A 14,579-nucleotide genomic window follows, 5' to 3' on the forward strand; every position below is an offset into this window, starting at 1 on the left:
GGGCACACTGGAGCAGTGGCTGAAGACAACGAAACCCTTTCCCGCATCCACGACCTGGTCGCCCAAGAGCGCGAACTGCGTGAGCGGGTGGTGAACGGACAACTCGACCCCGCTGAGGAGCACACCCGCCTGCGGGCCATCGAAACCGAACTCGATCAGTGCTGGGACCTGCTTCGCCAGCGTCGCGCACTGCGCGAGACGGGCGGCGACCCGAATCAGGCCAGCGTGCGGCCAGGCGATGAAGTCGAGGGCTACCTCAGCTGATCACCCGGGCCAGGATCGCCAACAACGCCTGAAGATCCTGTTCATCGAGCGCGGCCAAGACCTCCGGCGCCGGGTCGTCGGTGTCGTCGAGTACGGCGATGACGTCGCGGCCCGCGTCAGTCAGTGACACCAGCTTGCAGCGCCGGTTGTCCGGATGCGGTTGGCGGACCACCAGGCCGCGAGCCTCGAGATCGTTCACCGCGACAGTGGCGGCCGGCGCGTCGATGGTGGCCGCCTCGGCGACCTGCTTGACCGTCATCGGCTGCGACGCGAGCCGGCGCAGTATTCGAATTCTGCTGAACGGCAATCCCGTTCGGTCGACAACCGCGCGACGCCAGCGGTCCTTGTTGTCCAGTACCAGGCTCGACATCGATCGCCACACCTGATCGGCGAGCGGATTACCCGACATGAGCCGCCTCACTTCGGTGGTCCTCGATCAGCGGAGCCAGCCGCTGTGCCGACAGCCTGGCCCGGGCCGAAGTGGACACGATGGCGAGCACCACGATCACCACGCCGAGGCCCAAGTTCATCCACCACAGCGGCCGTGCGGCTGCGGTGAAGTCCACACCCGCGACCGCCAGCGCCGAGCCGGCCACCGAACCGCACAGTGCCACACCGATACTCACGCCGACCTGCCTGCTGGTGGAGGTCACCGCCGAGGCCGCGCCGGCCCGGTCACGCGGCATCCCGCTGACCGCGGCATTGGTGATCGGCGCGTTGACCATGCCGAACCCGATGCCGTACACCGTGAAGATCACCAACAGCGCCCACACCGGCGTCGTGGCGGTGAGGAACGTCAGCATCACCGACGCCGCGGTCATCAGGACACCGGACACCAGCAACGACGGGCGGGCACCGAAGCGGCCCACCAGCCGGCCCGAGAGCGGCGAGAAGAACAGCGCGCCGATCGCGATCGGCAGATAGATCAGGCCGGTGTGGGCGGCCGAATAGCCGCGCTCGCCCTGCAAGTACAGCGACATCATGAACAGGAAGGCCCCCCAGGCGGCGAAGGCGCACACGGCGGTGACCGTAGCCGACGAGAACGGCACGCTGCGGAAGAACCGCAGATCGATGAAGGGGTCGTGGCGGCGTGATTCGTAACGCAGGAAGGCCAGCAGCGCCACTGCCGCGCCGGCGGCGATCGCGATGATGCGCGGGTTGGACCACCCCATCCCCGGTCCTTCGATCAGGACGAAAACGATGCCGAACAGGGCGAGCACGGCGAGCAGCTGGCCGACCGGATCGATGTCGCGCATGGTGGCCGACTTGCTCTCGGGCACGAAGATCGCGGTGAGGATGATGGCGGCCGCACAGATGGGCAGGTTGATCCAGAACACCGCGCGCCAGCTGATCGCCTGAATCAGGAAACCGCCGACGATCGGGCCAAGCGCCATCGAGATCCCGACCACCGCGCCCCACAGACCCAGCGCGCGGGCGCGCTCCACCCGCCCGACGAAGACTTGCGAAATGATGGACAGCGCAACGGGATTCATCATCGAGCCGCCAAAACCCTGGATCAGCCTGGCGCCGATCAGGGTGTCGATGTCAGGAGCCAGGCTGCACAGCAGCGAGCCGACCGCAAAGGTGGCCAGCCCGATCTGGAAGACGCGACGGCGCCCGAAGCGGTCGCCGGTGGCGCCGGAGAGCATCAGCAGCGACGCCAGCACGAGGGTGTAGATGTCGATGACCCATTGCATCTGCGACGGGGTGGCGTGCAGGTCGGCGCGGATCGCCGGGATCGCGACGTTGACGATCGTCGAGTCCATCGACACGATCAGCAGGCTCAGGCAGCAGGACGCCAGAATGATCGTCTTGCGCCGCGCGCTCAGCTCGCCAACAGTTGTAATCACACAATCATTGTGAAACTACAACCGTTGACGGGTCAAGCCGGTGCTGCACCGAAATCGACGAAATGATGAAGATCACTCGCACTTCTACGCCCAAATGTCGGTTTGGGCGGAAGGGAGATTCAGCCGCGGGTGTCGATGGTGGCGTAGTCGCGCTCGGTGTAGCCGGTGTAGATCTGACGCGGCCGGCCGATCTTGCTGCTGCCCTCGTCGTGCATCTCCCGCCAGTGCGCGATCCAGCCCGGGAGCCGGCCCAGCGCGAACAGCACGGTGAACATCCGGGTCGGGAAGCCCATCGCGCGGTAGATCACGCCGGTGTAGTAGTCGACATTCGGGTACAGCTTGCGCTCGATGAAGAAGTCGTCGGTCAACGCGATCTCTTCGAGCTGCTTGGCGATGTCGAGCAGCTCGTCGTCACCACCGAGCTTGCCCAGGATCTTGTCGGCCTGCTCCTTGACGATGCGCGCCCGCGGATCGTAGTTCTTGTAGACGCGGTGCCCGAAGCCCATCAGCTTCACACCGTCTTCCTTGTTCTTGACCTTCTTGACGAAGGTCTGCACGTCGTCCTGGCCGACGCGAATCTTCTCCAGCATCTCCAGCACGGCCTGGTTGGCGCCGCCGTGCAGCGGGCCCCACAGCGCGTTGATACCGCCGGAGATCGAGGTGAACAGGTTGGCCTGCGACGAGCCCACCAGGCGCACGGTCGAGGTCGAGCAGTTCTGCTCGTGGTCGGCGTGCAGGATCAAAAGCATGTCCAAGGCGCGAACAATTTCGGGATCCACCTCATACGGCTCGGCCGGGAAACCGAACGTCATCCGCAGGAAGTTCTCCACCAGCGTCAGAGAGTTGTCCGGGTACAGGAACGGCTGACCCTCGGACTTCTTGTACGCGTACGCCGCGATCGTCGGCAGCTTGGCCAACAGCCGGATCGTCGAGAGCTCCACCTGCTTTTTGTTCAGCGGATCCAGCGAGTCGGGGTAGTAGGCGCTCAACGCGTTGACCGTGCTGGACAGCACGGGCATCGGGTGCGCATCGCGGGGGAAACCGTCGAAGAACCGCTTGAGGTCCTCGTGCAGCAGGGTGTGCCGCTGGATCTGGGTGGTGAACTTCTCCAGCTGCTCGGTGGTGGGCAGCTCACCATAGATCAGCAGGTAGCTCACCTCGATGAAGGTGGACTTCTCGGCGAGCTGCTCGATCGGGTAGCCGCGATAACGCAGGATGCCGGCGTCACCGTCGATGTAGGTGATCGCGCTCTTGGTCGACGCCGTGTTCACGAAACCCTGGTCGAACGTCGTGTAGCCAGTCTTGGCCAGCAACGAGCCCAGCGCGAACCCGTCAGACCCCTCCGTCGCTTTCACGATGTCCAGGTCCAACTCGCCGCCCGGGTACTTCAGGGAGGCGGTCTCGTCGGTTGCGGCCACATGAACCCCTTCTGAGCTCGTCGACGCCTGCGAGGCGTCCGTATGTAGGTGAAGGTAGTCGCTATTGTGCCGATACGCCCGCGGGGCTTGAGCCCGGGGTCACCCACGGCGCCCAGAGCCGGGTGAAAAGCCCGTACACCGACTCGATTCGGCGGCACACCACGTCCGGCTCGATCGGCGGACCGTCGGCGGTCCCCAGCCCGTTACAGGCCACTCCCATCACCACTGCCCAGGTGTCGAACAGGATGCGGATCGACGGGTGATCGGCTGTCACACCCATCCGCTGCGCCGCGACGTCCATCGCCCGGTGGTGGACGTCGCCCGCGCGGAACATGAACGGCGCGAGCCCGAGCGCCGGGGCTGAATTCACGATCGTCAGCAACAACCTCATCCGTTCGAACGATGCCGTAGACCCGTACTGCTCGGTGCTGAACGTCTCGAGGTGCGCGCGCGCCAGTGCGTCGTATTGGGTCATGTCGAGGGGCTGACGGGCGAGGGCGGCGGCCACATCGCCTGCGACCTCGTCCATGATCGCGACCAGCACGGCCTCCTTGTTCGAGAAGTACCGGCTGAAGGTGCGCGGGGCGACCTCGGCGGCGGCGGCGATCTGCTCGACGGTGGTGTTGTCGTAACCCTGGTCGATACACAGCCGGACGGCCGCATCGATCAGCGTCGCCCTGGTTCGCTGCTTCTTGAGTTCACGCAGGCCGGGAACGGAAACTCTCGCGACTGGGGCCATGCCGCGCCTCCCCCCCGCGCCGTCCCGGCGCCCCCCGAGGTCAAACCGTAGAGGGTAGCGCCGAACCCGCTTCCAGCGCGGCGATATCGGCGAATTCGGTGAAGGCGAGGTGCAGCCGGTCGGCCATGATCTCGCCACAGTTGTCGTAGTCGCCCGGCCCGATCACCAACTGTCCCCAGGCCGCGGCGGTGATCGCACCCCACACCGACACGATCAGCGCCACCCGCTGGTCCGTCGGCTCGGCGCCCATCCGCGCGGCCACCGCCACCACCAGTGGACGCAGCCGTGTCGCGGCCGCCGCCAGCCGCAACGCACTCGACGACGAGATGACGTTGACCATCAACACCAGGCGGTGCGTGGTCAGCGGGCTCACCGCACCGGAGGTGACGCCGCGCAGCGCCATGGTGTGGGCGCGCGCCAGCGCCGTCAACGGCGGGACTCCCGAATCGATCGTGGCGAGAGCGGCGACTGCGGCGTCGACGAGGTCGTCGAGCACGGTCATCATCACCGCATCTTTGGTGGGGAAATACCGACTGAAGGTTCGCGGTGACACCTCGGCTGCGGCGGCGATCTGCTCGACGGTGGTGTTGTGGTAACCGCGCTCGATGCAGAGCGTGACGGCCGCGTCCACGAGCATGGCGCGCGTGCGTTGCTTCTTCCGTTCGCGCAGTCCCGCAGGGGGCTGCGCGATCACGTCGGCCACCCCTCGATCGTAGCCGTAACGTGCCGATTCACGGGTTCGCGGCAGGCACCCGATAGCGAACGAAAATCGGGACGGCCGCTGCCGCGATCAGCACGCCGACCACCACCAGCGCTCCGCCACCGGCCGCGGCGATCGTGGTGCCGACCACCGCGGCGGCCGCGCCGTGCAGGGCGGCGGCCAGCCGCGGACCGCCCGCCACGACCACCGTGAACACCCCCTGCAGCCGGCCGCGCAGGTCGTCGGACGCCACCTGCTGCAGGATCGTCGAGCGGAACGCCGCCGACACCATGTCCGCTGCGCCACCAATCGCCAAGAACACCAACGCAATCCAGAGCATCGTGCCGGTATGACCATGCGCGAGGCCACCGGCGACGCCGAAGCCGACCATGGCCGCACCCCAGACCACGATCGAGATCACGACGGCAAGGCCCTGACGCTGGATGCGGGGAAACCAGCCGGAGAACACCCCGCCCGCCACCGCACCGACCGACATCGCGGCCGCCAGCAGCGCGATCGTGGTGCCACCTTCGATCGGGGCGCCGAAACTCTGGTGCGCCATCTCCGGGAACAACGCCCGCGGCATGCCCAGGATCATCGCGATCAGGTCGACCACGAACGACATCAGCACGACCTTGTTTCCGGACAGGAATCGGAAACCCTCGACGACCGAGCGCAGGGCGTCGAAACCCATGCCCCTACCGCCGACGGCAGGCGGGATCGGCGCGAGGCGGAACGCCACCAGAACCGGCACCACACAGGTGAGCGTGTCGATCAGGTAGAGGGTGGACAGATCGACCCAGTGCAGCATCACGCCGGCCATCAGCGGGCCGACGATCGCGCCGAACTGGAACACCGTGAAGTTCAACGAGTTGGCCGCGGGCAACTGCGCGCCGGGCAACATCCGCGGGATGGCGGCCGCCCGGGTGGGGCTGTCGATGGCGTAGAACACCTGCTGCACGGCCAGCAGGCACAGCACCGCCCACACGTTGTTCAGGCCAAGGGCGGCCTGCAGCCACAGCAGCAGCGAGGACACCGTCAAGCCGCTGGAGGTGATGATCAGCAACACCCGACGGTCCATGGCGTCGGCCCAGGCCCCGCCGAGCAGCCCGAACACCACCAGCGGCACGAGCGCGAACACCCCGGACAGCCCGACGTACGCCGAGTTGTGGGTCAGTGCGTACAGCTGGACGGGGACGGCGAAGATGGTGAGGTTGGCCCCGATGACCGTGATGACGCCGGCCACCCACAGCCGGCGGAAGTCCGGCGTTCTCAGTGGGGTGGTGTCGGCAAAGAGCCGCGCCACCTACGGCTGCAGACGCTCGATGGAGCCGTTGCTCACACGAATTCGGTTGTGTACCCGGTTCTCCCGGCCCTGCCAGAACTCGACCACCTCGGGGGCGATCCGGTAGCCACCCCAGTGCGGCGGCACCGGCACCGTCTCGTCGGCGGCGAAGCGTTCGGTCACCTCGGCGAGCTGAGCGAGCAGCTCGGCGCGGGAGCCGATCGGGCGCGACTGCGCCGACGCCCAGGCCCCCAGCTGGGAACCGCGCGGGCGTTTGGACCAATACTCTGCGGTCTCCTGGGCGCTGACCTTGGTCACCGCGCCGCGGATGTGCACCTGTCGTCCCAGCGCGTACCAGGGGAACGTCACGGCGGCATACGGAGTCGCCGCGAGCTCATCGCCCTTGGCCGAGTCGTAGTTGGTGTAGAAGGTGATCCCGGTCTCGTCCACGCTTTTGCACAACACCGTGCGGCTGACGGGTCTTCCCGCGTCTGATCCCGTGCCGATGGTGGCCAGCACCATGGCGTTGGGCTCGGCGATACCGGCCGATTCGGCGTCGGCGATCCACCTGTGCAACAGGGCAAGCCAGCCGTCGGCGAGCCAGTCGACATCGAGGTCGCTGCTGCCGTCCTTCTCGACCGAGCCGTACTCAACGCGCATCGCCGCGAGGCGATCGTCCCTGGGCGTCTCCACGGCCCAACGGTACGCCGCAAACATTCGGCTGCCGGTTACCGACCGGCAGCGACGGTCCGATTGCCGAGTGGGAGAATCCACCCATGACGGTGGTACCCGACGACTTCGTGCCCGGCCTCGAAGGGGTGGTGGCCTTCACCACCGAGATCGCCGAACCTGATCGGGACGGCGGCGCACTGCGCTATCGCGGTGTGGACATCGAGGATCTGGTCGGCAATGGCGTGACCTTCGGCGACGTGTGGGCGCTGCTGGTCGACGGCAGGTTCGGCAACGGTCTGCGCCCCGCCGAGCCGTTCCCGCTACCCATTCACACCGGCGACGTCCGGGTCGACGTTCAGGCCGGCCTGGCGATGCTGGCACCGATCTGGGGCTACGCGCCGCTGCTCGACATCGATGGCGAAACTGCCCGCGATCATCTCGCGAGGGCGTCGGTGATGGCGCTGTCCTACGTCGCCCAGTCCGCCCGCGGTATCTACCGGCCGGCGGTGCCTCAGCGCGTGATCGACGAATGCGCCACTGTCACAGAACGTTTCATGACCCGCTGGCAGGGTGAGCCGGATCCGCGGCACGTGGCGGCCATCGACGCCTACTGGGTGTCGGCAGCCGAACACGGGATGAACGCCTCCACGTTCACCGCGCGCGTGATCGCCTCGACCGGAGCGGATGTCGCGGCCGCGATGTCGGGCGCGATCGGCGCGATGAGCGGCCCGCTGCACGGCGGCGCTCCCGCCCGAGTGCTACCGATGATCGAGGACGTCGAACGCACCGGGGACGCCCGCGCGGTGGTCAAAGGCGTCTTGGACCGCAACGAGAAGCTGATGGGTTTCGGCCACCGGGTCTACCGGGCCGAGGACCCGCGGGCACGGGTGCTGCGGGCAACCGCCAAGCGGCTGCAGGCACCGCGGTACGAGGTGGCTGTCGCACTCGAGCAGGCGGCGCTGGCCGAGCTGCGCGAACGGCGTCCGGACCGGGCGATCGAGACCAACGTGGAGTTCTGGGCCGCGGTCATCCTGGACTTCGCCCAGGTGCCCGCCAAAATGATGCCCGCGATGTTCACCTGCGGTCGCACCGCCGGGTGGTGCGCCCACATCCTGGAGCAGAAGCAGCTCGGCAAGCTGGTCCGCCCCTCGGCGATCTACGTCGGTCCGGCCCCCAGGCCGCCGGACGCGGTGCAGGGCTGGGACGAGATCGCGCACCGACCTGTCTAGTCAGGCCCGGAACGCCGAACCCCGCTCCCGGTCCAGATACGTGTCGGCCTTGTTGCGCAGGAAGAACACGTACACCACCAGCGACACCGCGATGCAGACGGTGACATAGCCGATGAACAGCGGTACCTGGCCCTGTTCCTTGGCCGCCTGGTAGATCAGCGGCGCCGTCCCGCCGAAGATCGAGTTCGCCAGCGCGTACCCGACCCCCACCCCGAGCGCCCGCACCTGGGCCGGGAACAGCTCCGACTTCACCAGCGCGTTGATCGACGTGTATCCCGTCAGGATCACGTAGCCGACCGCGACCAACCCGAAAGACGCCAGTGGCGAACGTGTTTGGGGCAGGAACGTGATGAGGACATAGGTGTAGAGCACACCGCCGACACCGAAGAACACCAACATCGGCTTGCGGCCGATCCGGTCGCTGATGATCCCGCCCACCGGCTGAAGCACCATCAAGAAGATCAGCCCGGTCAGATTCACCCACGTCGCCGTCATACCCTCGCCCTTGTACGCGGTCTTGACGATCGCCGGCGCATTGACGCTGTAGGTGTAGAACGCCACCGTGCCGCCGAGAGTGATGAGGAAGCACAGCAGCAACGGCCGCCGGTACTGCGTCAACAAAGTCCGCATGGACCCGGCGCCGCTGTCCTGCCCGGCCTTGGCCGCTTCGATGACCTCCTCGGAGAGCGACTCGTCCATGGTGCGCCGCAGCCAGAACACCACCACCGCGGCGACGCCACCGATGGCGAACGCGATGCGCCAACCGAATTCGCGCATCTGGTCGTCGTTGAGGAACGACTGCAGGATCAGCAGCGTGAACTGCGCCAGCACGTGCCCACCGATCAGCGTCACGTATTGGAACGACGAGAAGAATCCGCGCCGCTCTCGCGTCGCCGCCTCCGACATGTACGTCGCCGACGTGCCGTACTCACCGCCGGTCGCGAAGCCCTGCACCAGCCTGGCGACGATCAGGACGATCGGCGCCGCCATCCCGATCAACGCTTGCGACGGGACCACCGCGATCATCAACGAGCACAGTGCCATCAGCGACACACTCACCGTCAGCGCGGCGCGCCGGCCATGCCGGTCGGCGTACCGGCCGAAGAACCAGGACCCGACGGGACGCATCACGAAGGTGATCGCGAATATCGCGTACACGTACACCGTCGAGTTCTTCTCGGACTCATCGAAGAACTGGCCCTCGAAATACGTTGCGAACACGGTGTAGACGTAGACGTCGTACCACTCGACCAAGTTGCCCGACGACCCTCGGATCGTGTTCCAGATCGCCCGCCGGGTCTGGGCGGCGCTCGACCGCGGCACTGTCGTGGTGGTCATCGTCGGCCTCCCTGTGTCAGCCCGAACCGTACTCCACCGCTGGTGATTTCTGTCGGTACCCGGTGGTTGCATTCGAGGCGGCCGATGAGTTTCCCCCGGCCGCAGTGTCTACATCGGTGGCGGCCCGGCCGGCCGCTTCACACCACAGGAGGCTTCTATGGCGATCGAGTTCCAACCCGCACTGTCCCCGCACCTGGTCGTCGACGACGCGCCCGCGGCAATCGACTTCTACATCAAGGCGTTCGGCGCCACCGAGATCGGTCGGGTGCCCCGGCCCGACGGGAAACTGATCCATGCCGCGCTGCAGATCAACGGTGCCATGATCATGCTCAACGACGACTTTCCGGAGGCGTCCGGCGGCAAGTCGATGACGCCGCCGGCGCTGGGCGGCTCCCCGGTGACCATCCATCTGACCGTCACCGACGTGGACGAGAAGTTCCAGCGTGCGCTCGACGCCGGCGCGACGGTGGTGATGCCGCTCGACGACCAGTTCTGGGGTGATCGGTACGGCATGATCCGGGACCCGTTCGGGCATCAGTGGTCGCTCGGACAACCGGTGCGTGAGGTCAGCTACGACGAGATCCAGCGGGCGATGAGCCAGGCATGATGGCGACGTGACCCAGGCTCGCCGCAAGATCCTCTACATCGACCTCGACAACACGATGGTCGACTTCGGCCATCGGATCGAGGGCCTCGATCAGGTCGTGGTGGACAAGTACCGCGGCCGGATGGACGAGGCGCCGGGCATCTTCGCATTGATGCGTTCGATGCCCGGCGCGATCGAGGCGTACACCGAGTTGTCGGAGCTGTTCGACACCTACCTGCTGTCCACCGCGCCGTGGCGCAACCCGTCGGGGTGGCAGCACAAGATCGAATGGGTGCACGAACACCTTGGGGCCGAGGAGGATTCACCCGCGTACAAGCGGCTCATCCTCACTCACCACAAGGACCTCAACCGCGGTGACTTCCTCGTCGACGACCGGCCCAACAACGGTGCCGAGCACTTCGAGGGTGAGTGGATCCCGTACGGCTCCGAGCGCTTCCCGGACTGGAATGCCGTGCTGAACTACCTGCGGGACAAGGCTTAACGCAACAGCCCGGCGAGCAGCCGCCTGGCCAGCGGCGGCTCCGGCGCCGCGGCGGCCACCGCGACCATCTCGGACACGTCGGTGAACTTCACCCGCGCCCGTCCCTCGGCGTCGCCGCGGGCCGTCTCCGCTGCGTCGATGGCACGCCAGCCGCGGGCGTCGACCACATCGGGCTGACGGGAGCGCACCAGCTTGTCCAGCGACGCCGGTCGCGCATCGGGGTTGCCGAGCAAGCCGGCGTTGAAGTCGTCCACCAGGTTCGAGACAGTCTGCATGGAACAGGATTTGTTGGTGCCGATGAAGCCGGTCGGTCCGCGTTTGATCCAGCCCGCCACGTACGCGCCGGCGATGGGCGAGCCGGTGACGGGATCGATGACACGCCCGTCCCGGTTGGGGACGACAGCGGAAGCCTCGTCGAACGGCAGGCCGGCGATCGGCGCGCCGCGGTATCCGATCGAGGTGAGCAGCAGTCCGGCCTCGATCTGCACCGGGTCTTCGGTTCCGGTGCAACGGAATTCGACTCCGTCGACCCGCTCGGTACCGAGCACCCGGTGGGGCGTGAGCCGGTAGGCCAGCCGAATGCGCCTGCGGTCGATGCGGTCGGACGCGACCGGTAGTTTGGCCAAGATCTCGAGTTTGGCGACCGTGACCGCATCGGTGGCGGTGGCCAGGTCCTCCTGCACCAGGGCGTGGTCGGCGGCGTCGAGGACGACCTCGGCCGTCGACGTCAGCCCGATCAGCTCCGGCAGGGTGAACGCCGAGTCGACCGGACGCCGCCGCGCCGCGATGACGACCTCGCGCACGCCCGAGCTTCGCAGGGCACTCAGCGCGGCGTCCGAGATGTCGGTGCGGGCCAGGCCGTCGGGGTCGGCGGTCAGGATCCGAGCGACGTCGAGTGCCACATTGCCGTTGCCGATCACCACGACCCGTTCGTGGCGCAGGTCGACGGGCAGCCCGGCAAAATCCGGGTGACCGTTGATCCAGGCCACCGTCTCGGTGGCGGTGCCTGCCCCGGGCAGCTCCATGCCGGGGATGTCGAGCCTGCGGTCGTTCGGAGCGCCGACGGTGTACAGCACCGCGTGGTGGTGCTGTAGCAACTCTTCGTGACGGATGTGTTGTCCCACTTCGACATTGAGGTAGAACGTGAAGCGTGGGTGACTGCTGATCCGCTCGAAGAGCCGCGTCACTCCCTTGGTGTGCTGATGATCGGGTGCGACGCCGGCGCGGACGAGACCGAACGGGGTGGGCAGTTTGTCGAAGACGTTGACCCGCACGCCCTTCTGCGTCAGCAGCTCGTCGGCGGCGTAGATGCCCGCGGGCCCGGACCCGACGACGGCCACCGTCAGATCCCCACCGCCACGGCGCACCTGCGGCGCGGGCAGCACCGGGGCGAGCTTGGAGGTCGGCGGCACTTTCACCCCCGCGGGCCGCTCGGGATAGAACGCCGCGTTGAGTTCGACGAACGGCAGCTGCTGGTCGGTCAGTTTGCTGGCCGGCGCGATGGCACCGACCGGGCAGGCGCTGACGCACGCCCCGCAGTCCACGCATGCGACCGGATCGATGTAGAGCATCTCGGCGGTCGCGAAGCCCGGCTCGTCGGGGCTGGGGTGGATGCAGTTGACCGGGCAGGCGTAGACGCAGGACCCGTCGCTGCAGCACGACTGGGTGATCACATGGGGCACAGGCGTGAGTCCTTCGATTTACGCGGCAGCAACCACGTGCTGACGGGCCGGCTCGCTGCGGAAGCGGCTCGGCGTGCCGTCGATCCGGCAGATCCGCCACACCAGCTTCGCCAGCGGGTTCATCAGACCGGTGTCCTGGCACAGCATCCGGACATCGCCGAACATGTCGCGCAACATCTGCCGGGACTGAGGCGAGGAGAAGAAGATGTCCTTGCGCACCGAGCGCGGGATGTCGAATTCCTTCCAGAACGCCTTCGGCGGCACGATGATCGCCGAGCACAGCACCCGCATCACCACCGGCACATACAACGACAGCCAGAACCGCTTGCGGCGCGGCAGGTGCGGCACCCGCTTGCGCAGGTACTCGTGCGCGAACGAGATGTGCCGGGCTTCCTCGGCGACGTGGATCGCCATCACGCGCTCCATGATCGGGTGCAGCGTCTTGCCTTCGCGCAGAACGTTTTTCTGGGTGTGGTCGATGGGCTCCTCACCGGCGAGGATGCCGAACCAGAACGGGATCGGCAGCGGGCCGGCCACCAATGGGATCGCCGGCTGGACCCACTTGAGCAGGCGCGGCATACCCGGCACGTCAGCGCCGATGTGGTTGACCATCTCCTGGAACATCATCGTGTGGTTGCACTCTTCGACCGCCTCATGCAGGCAGTACCGGTATTCCGGTGAGCCGTTGGGCGCCCAGAACGCGTACTCCATCAGGCCCCTGATGAGAATCGACTCGAAGTGCAGCCCGACCTTGGCCACATTGGACTGACGCCACATGCCGATCTCGATCTGCCGCTCTTTGGACTGCGACTGATACCAGGGGTGCTGCCCGATCGGGTCGGTCGCGGGCAGGATCCAACGCTCATCGTTGGGTACGACAGCGAACTCGGGCGAATCCCAGTCGATGTCGGTATACGGGTTGAAGTTCCGCCGAACTGAGCCTTCGGACAGCGTCATCAGCTTCTCGACATAGGCGGTGTCGTCCAGCACGTCCATATTGCGGCGCCAGCGCTGGATGATCTTGGTTCTCGCCATGACAGTCTCCTCAATAGAGGTTTACATTTGGGCGGTTGTTGTACAAACGGTACCGCAGGTATCGCATACATGTCCATACCCGGTTTCGGGCTCGCTCAACGCCTCGGTGTGCACCCTCTGTTTCATGGGCGAACGCACGGCCTCCTAGGCTTGGGGGCATGGCTGATGAGTTGACAATCCCCGCCGATCTCAAGCCCGGCGACGGTCGCTTCGGCTGTGGCCCCTCGAAGGTGCGCCCCGCGCAGCTCGACGCGCTGGCCGCATCGGCCGCCTTGTTCGGCACCTCGCACCGCCAGGCGCCGGTGAAGAACCTGGTCGGCCGGGTCCGCGACGGTCTGCGTGAGTTCTTCTCGGTGCCCGACGGCTACGAGGTCATCCTGGGCAATGGCGGTGCGACCGCGTTCTGGGACGCCGCTGCGTTCGGGCTGATCGAGAAACGCTCTCTGCACCTCACGTACGGCGAGTTCTCCTCGAAGTTCGCCTCGGCCGCCACCGCCAACCCGTTCATCGACGACCCGATCGTCATCAAGGCGGACGCGGGCAGCGCACCCGAGCCGCAGTCCGACCCGTCGGTCGACGCGATCGCCTGGGCGCACAACGAGACCTCGACCGGGGTGGCCGTGCCGGTTCGCCGCCCGGAGGGTTCGGAGAACGCCCTGATCCTGATCGACGCGACCTCCGGGGCCGGCGGGCTGCCGGTCGACGTCAGCGACGTCGACGCCTACTACTTCGCGCCGCAGAAGAACTTCGCCAGCGACGGTGGCCTGTGGCTGGCCGTCGTCTCCCCCGCCGCGCTGTCCCGCATCGAGGCCATCGCCGGGTCGGGCCGTTGGGTGCCCGACTTCTTGTCACTGCCGATCGCGGTCGACAACAGCCTCAAGAACCAGACGTACAACACCCCGGCGATCGGCACGCTGGTGCTGATGGCCGAGCAGGTCGACTGGATGAACAGCAACGGCGGGCTGGACTGGGCGGTCAAGCGCACCGCCGACTCGTCGCAGCGGCTGTACTCCTGGGCCGAGGCGTCGTCGTATGCCACCCCGTTCGTCAGCGATCCCGCGCTGCGGTCGCAGGTCGTCGGCACGATCGATTTCACCGACGAAGTCGACGCCGCCGCGGTGGCCAAGGTGCTGCGGGCCAACGGCATCGTCGATACCGAGCCGTACCGCAAGCTGGGCCGCAACCAGCTGCGGATCGCGATGTTCCCGGCGATCGAACCCGACGACGTCTCCGCGCTGACGCAGTGCGTCGACTGGGTCGTCGAACGCCTCGGCTGACT

The 14,579-nt window shown here is 66.9% G+C and carries 15 protein-coding genes; 5 read left to right on the forward strand and 10 right to left on the reverse strand.

Going from position 1 to position 14,579, the window contains the following annotated elements; genetic code table 11:
• The first annotated feature begins 15 nt into the window (after positions 1 to 15).
• On the forward strand, positions 16 to 264 hold the full coding sequence (locus AB4879_RS10665) for a DUF2630 family protein (protein ID WP_370507563.1): 249 nt from the start codon (positions 16 to 18) through the stop codon (positions 262 to 264).
• On the opposite strand, the gene AB4879_RS10670 is transcribed toward AB4879_RS10665, so the two are convergent.
• The 7 genes from AB4879_RS10670 to pdxH form a co-directional block, all read right to left on the reverse strand.
• The gene (locus AB4879_RS10670; RefSeq protein ID WP_370507564.1) at positions 257 to 673 is read right to left on the reverse strand and encodes a MarR family winged helix-turn-helix transcriptional regulator; all 417 of its coding nucleotides are present in this window, start codon (positions 671 to 673) and stop codon (positions 257 to 259) included. The two genes, AB4879_RS10665 and AB4879_RS10670, sit on opposite strands and share 8 nt — an antisense overlap.
• On the reverse strand, positions 663 to 2,114 hold the full coding sequence (locus AB4879_RS10675) for an MFS transporter (protein ID WP_370507565.1): 1,452 nt from the start codon (positions 2,112 to 2,114) through the stop codon (positions 663 to 665). The genes AB4879_RS10670 and AB4879_RS10675 overlap by 11 nt, the downstream gene beginning before the upstream one ends.
• A gap of 119 nt (positions 2,115 to 2,233) precedes the next feature.
• Positions 2,234 to 3,532 carry a citrate synthase gene (locus tag AB4879_RS10680; protein WP_370507566.1) on the reverse strand — a complete coding sequence of 433 codons (1,299 nt, stop codon included), beginning with the start codon at positions 3,530 to 3,532 and terminating at the stop codon, positions 2,234 to 2,236.
• A 61-nt stretch (positions 3,533 to 3,593) separates the two neighbouring features.
• A complete protein-coding gene (locus AB4879_RS10685; RefSeq protein WP_370507567.1) occupies positions 3,594 to 4,271 on the reverse strand; it encodes a TetR/AcrR family transcriptional regulator in 678 nt (225 codons plus the stop codon).
• A 40-nt stretch (positions 4,272 to 4,311) separates the two neighbouring features.
• The gene (locus AB4879_RS10690) at positions 4,312 to 4,974 is read right to left on the reverse strand and encodes a TetR/AcrR family transcriptional regulator (protein WP_370507568.1); all 663 of its coding nucleotides are present in this window, start codon (positions 4,972 to 4,974) and stop codon (positions 4,312 to 4,314) included.
• Positions 4,975 to 5,002: 28 nt separating this feature from the next.
• Positions 5,003 to 6,277: an MFS transporter gene (locus AB4879_RS10695; protein ID WP_370507569.1), complete on the reverse strand. Its 1,275-nt coding sequence runs from the start codon at positions 6,275 to 6,277 to the stop codon at positions 5,003 to 5,005.
• Positions 6,278 to 6,916 carry a pyridoxamine 5'-phosphate oxidase gene (pdxH, locus tag AB4879_RS10700; protein WP_102808819.1) on the reverse strand — a complete coding sequence of 213 codons (639 nt, stop codon included), beginning with the start codon at positions 6,914 to 6,916 and terminating at the stop codon, positions 6,278 to 6,280.
• Positions 6,917 to 7,032: 116 nt separating this feature from the next.
• Here pdxH and AB4879_RS10705 point away from each other — a divergent pair, with 116 nt between their 5' ends.
• Positions 7,033 to 8,157, forward strand: coding sequence for a citrate synthase 2 (locus AB4879_RS10705; protein WP_370507570.1), 1,125 nt, complete (start codon positions 7,033 to 7,035; stop codon positions 8,155 to 8,157).
• Here AB4879_RS10705 and AB4879_RS10710 read toward each other — a convergent pair whose 3' ends face one another.
• The gene (locus AB4879_RS10710; protein WP_370507571.1) at positions 8,158 to 9,495 is read right to left on the reverse strand and encodes an MFS transporter; all 1,338 of its coding nucleotides are present in this window, start codon (positions 9,493 to 9,495) and stop codon (positions 8,158 to 8,160) included.
• A gap of 157 nt (positions 9,496 to 9,652) precedes the next feature.
• Between AB4879_RS10710 and AB4879_RS10715 the strand changes: the two genes are divergently transcribed.
• A complete protein-coding gene (locus tag AB4879_RS10715) occupies positions 9,653 to 10,102 on the forward strand; it encodes a VOC family protein (RefSeq protein ID WP_102808772.1) in 450 nt (149 codons plus the stop codon).
• A gap of 7 nt (positions 10,103 to 10,109) precedes the next feature.
• The gene (locus AB4879_RS10720) at positions 10,110 to 10,583 is read left to right on the forward strand and encodes a hypothetical protein (RefSeq protein ID WP_370507572.1); all 474 of its coding nucleotides are present in this window, start codon (positions 10,110 to 10,112) and stop codon (positions 10,581 to 10,583) included.
• On the opposite strand, the gene AB4879_RS10725 is transcribed toward AB4879_RS10720, so the two are convergent.
• Positions 10,580 to 12,265, reverse strand: a complete 1,686-nt coding sequence (locus tag AB4879_RS10725; protein WP_370507573.1) for an FAD-dependent oxidoreductase — start codon at positions 12,263 to 12,265, stop codon at positions 10,580 to 10,582. The two genes, AB4879_RS10720 and AB4879_RS10725, sit on opposite strands and share 4 nt — an antisense overlap.
• Positions 12,266 to 12,283: 18 nt before the next feature.
• The gene (locus AB4879_RS10730; RefSeq protein ID WP_370507574.1) at positions 12,284 to 13,300 is read right to left on the reverse strand and encodes a diiron oxygenase; all 1,017 of its coding nucleotides are present in this window, start codon (positions 13,298 to 13,300) and stop codon (positions 12,284 to 12,286) included.
• Between the two features lie 158 nt (positions 13,301 to 13,458).
• Here AB4879_RS10730 and serC point away from each other — a divergent pair, with 158 nt between their 5' ends.
• Positions 13,459 to 14,577, forward strand: coding sequence for a phosphoserine transaminase (gene serC, locus AB4879_RS10735; protein WP_102808775.1), 1,119 nt, complete (start codon positions 13,459 to 13,461; stop codon positions 14,575 to 14,577).
• The last annotated feature ends 2 nt before the right edge of the window (positions 14,578 to 14,579 follow it).

Origin of the sequence: Mycobacterium sp. SA01 (assembly GCF_041287105.1) — a bacterium.
Lineage (GTDB): Bacteria > Actinomycetota > Actinomycetes > Mycobacteriales > Mycobacteriaceae > Mycobacterium.

Bases quoted from the DNA above. Each gene is read 5' to 3' on its own strand.
- serC (WP_102808775.1), top strand. From the start codon at position 13,459: ATGGCTGATGAGTTGACAATCCCCGCCGATCTCAAGCCCGGCGACGGT.
- AB4879_RS10710 (WP_370507571.1), bottom strand. From the start codon at position 9,495: ATGACCACCACGACAGTGCCGCGGTCGAGCGCCGCCCAGACCCGGCGG.
- AB4879_RS10670 (WP_370507564.1), bottom strand. From the start codon at position 673: ATGTCGGGTAATCCGCTCGCCGATCAGGTGTGGCGATCGATGTCGAGC.
- AB4879_RS10705 (WP_370507570.1), top strand. From the start codon at position 7,033: ATGACGGTGGTACCCGACGACTTCGTGCCCGGCCTCGAAGGGGTGGTG.
- AB4879_RS10715 (WP_102808772.1), top strand. From the start codon at position 9,653: ATGGCGATCGAGTTCCAACCCGCACTGTCCCCGCACCTGGTCGTCGAC.
- AB4879_RS10730 (WP_370507574.1), bottom strand. From the start codon at position 13,300: ATGGCGAGAACCAAGATCATCCAGCGCTGGCGCCGCAATATGGACGTG.
- AB4879_RS10685 (WP_370507567.1), bottom strand. From the start codon at position 4,271: ATGGCCCCAGTCGCGAGAGTTTCCGTTCCCGGCCTGCGTGAACTCAAG.
- pdxH (WP_102808819.1), bottom strand. From the start codon at position 6,916: ATGCGCGTTGAGTACGGCTCGGTCGAGAAGGACGGCAGCAGCGACCTC.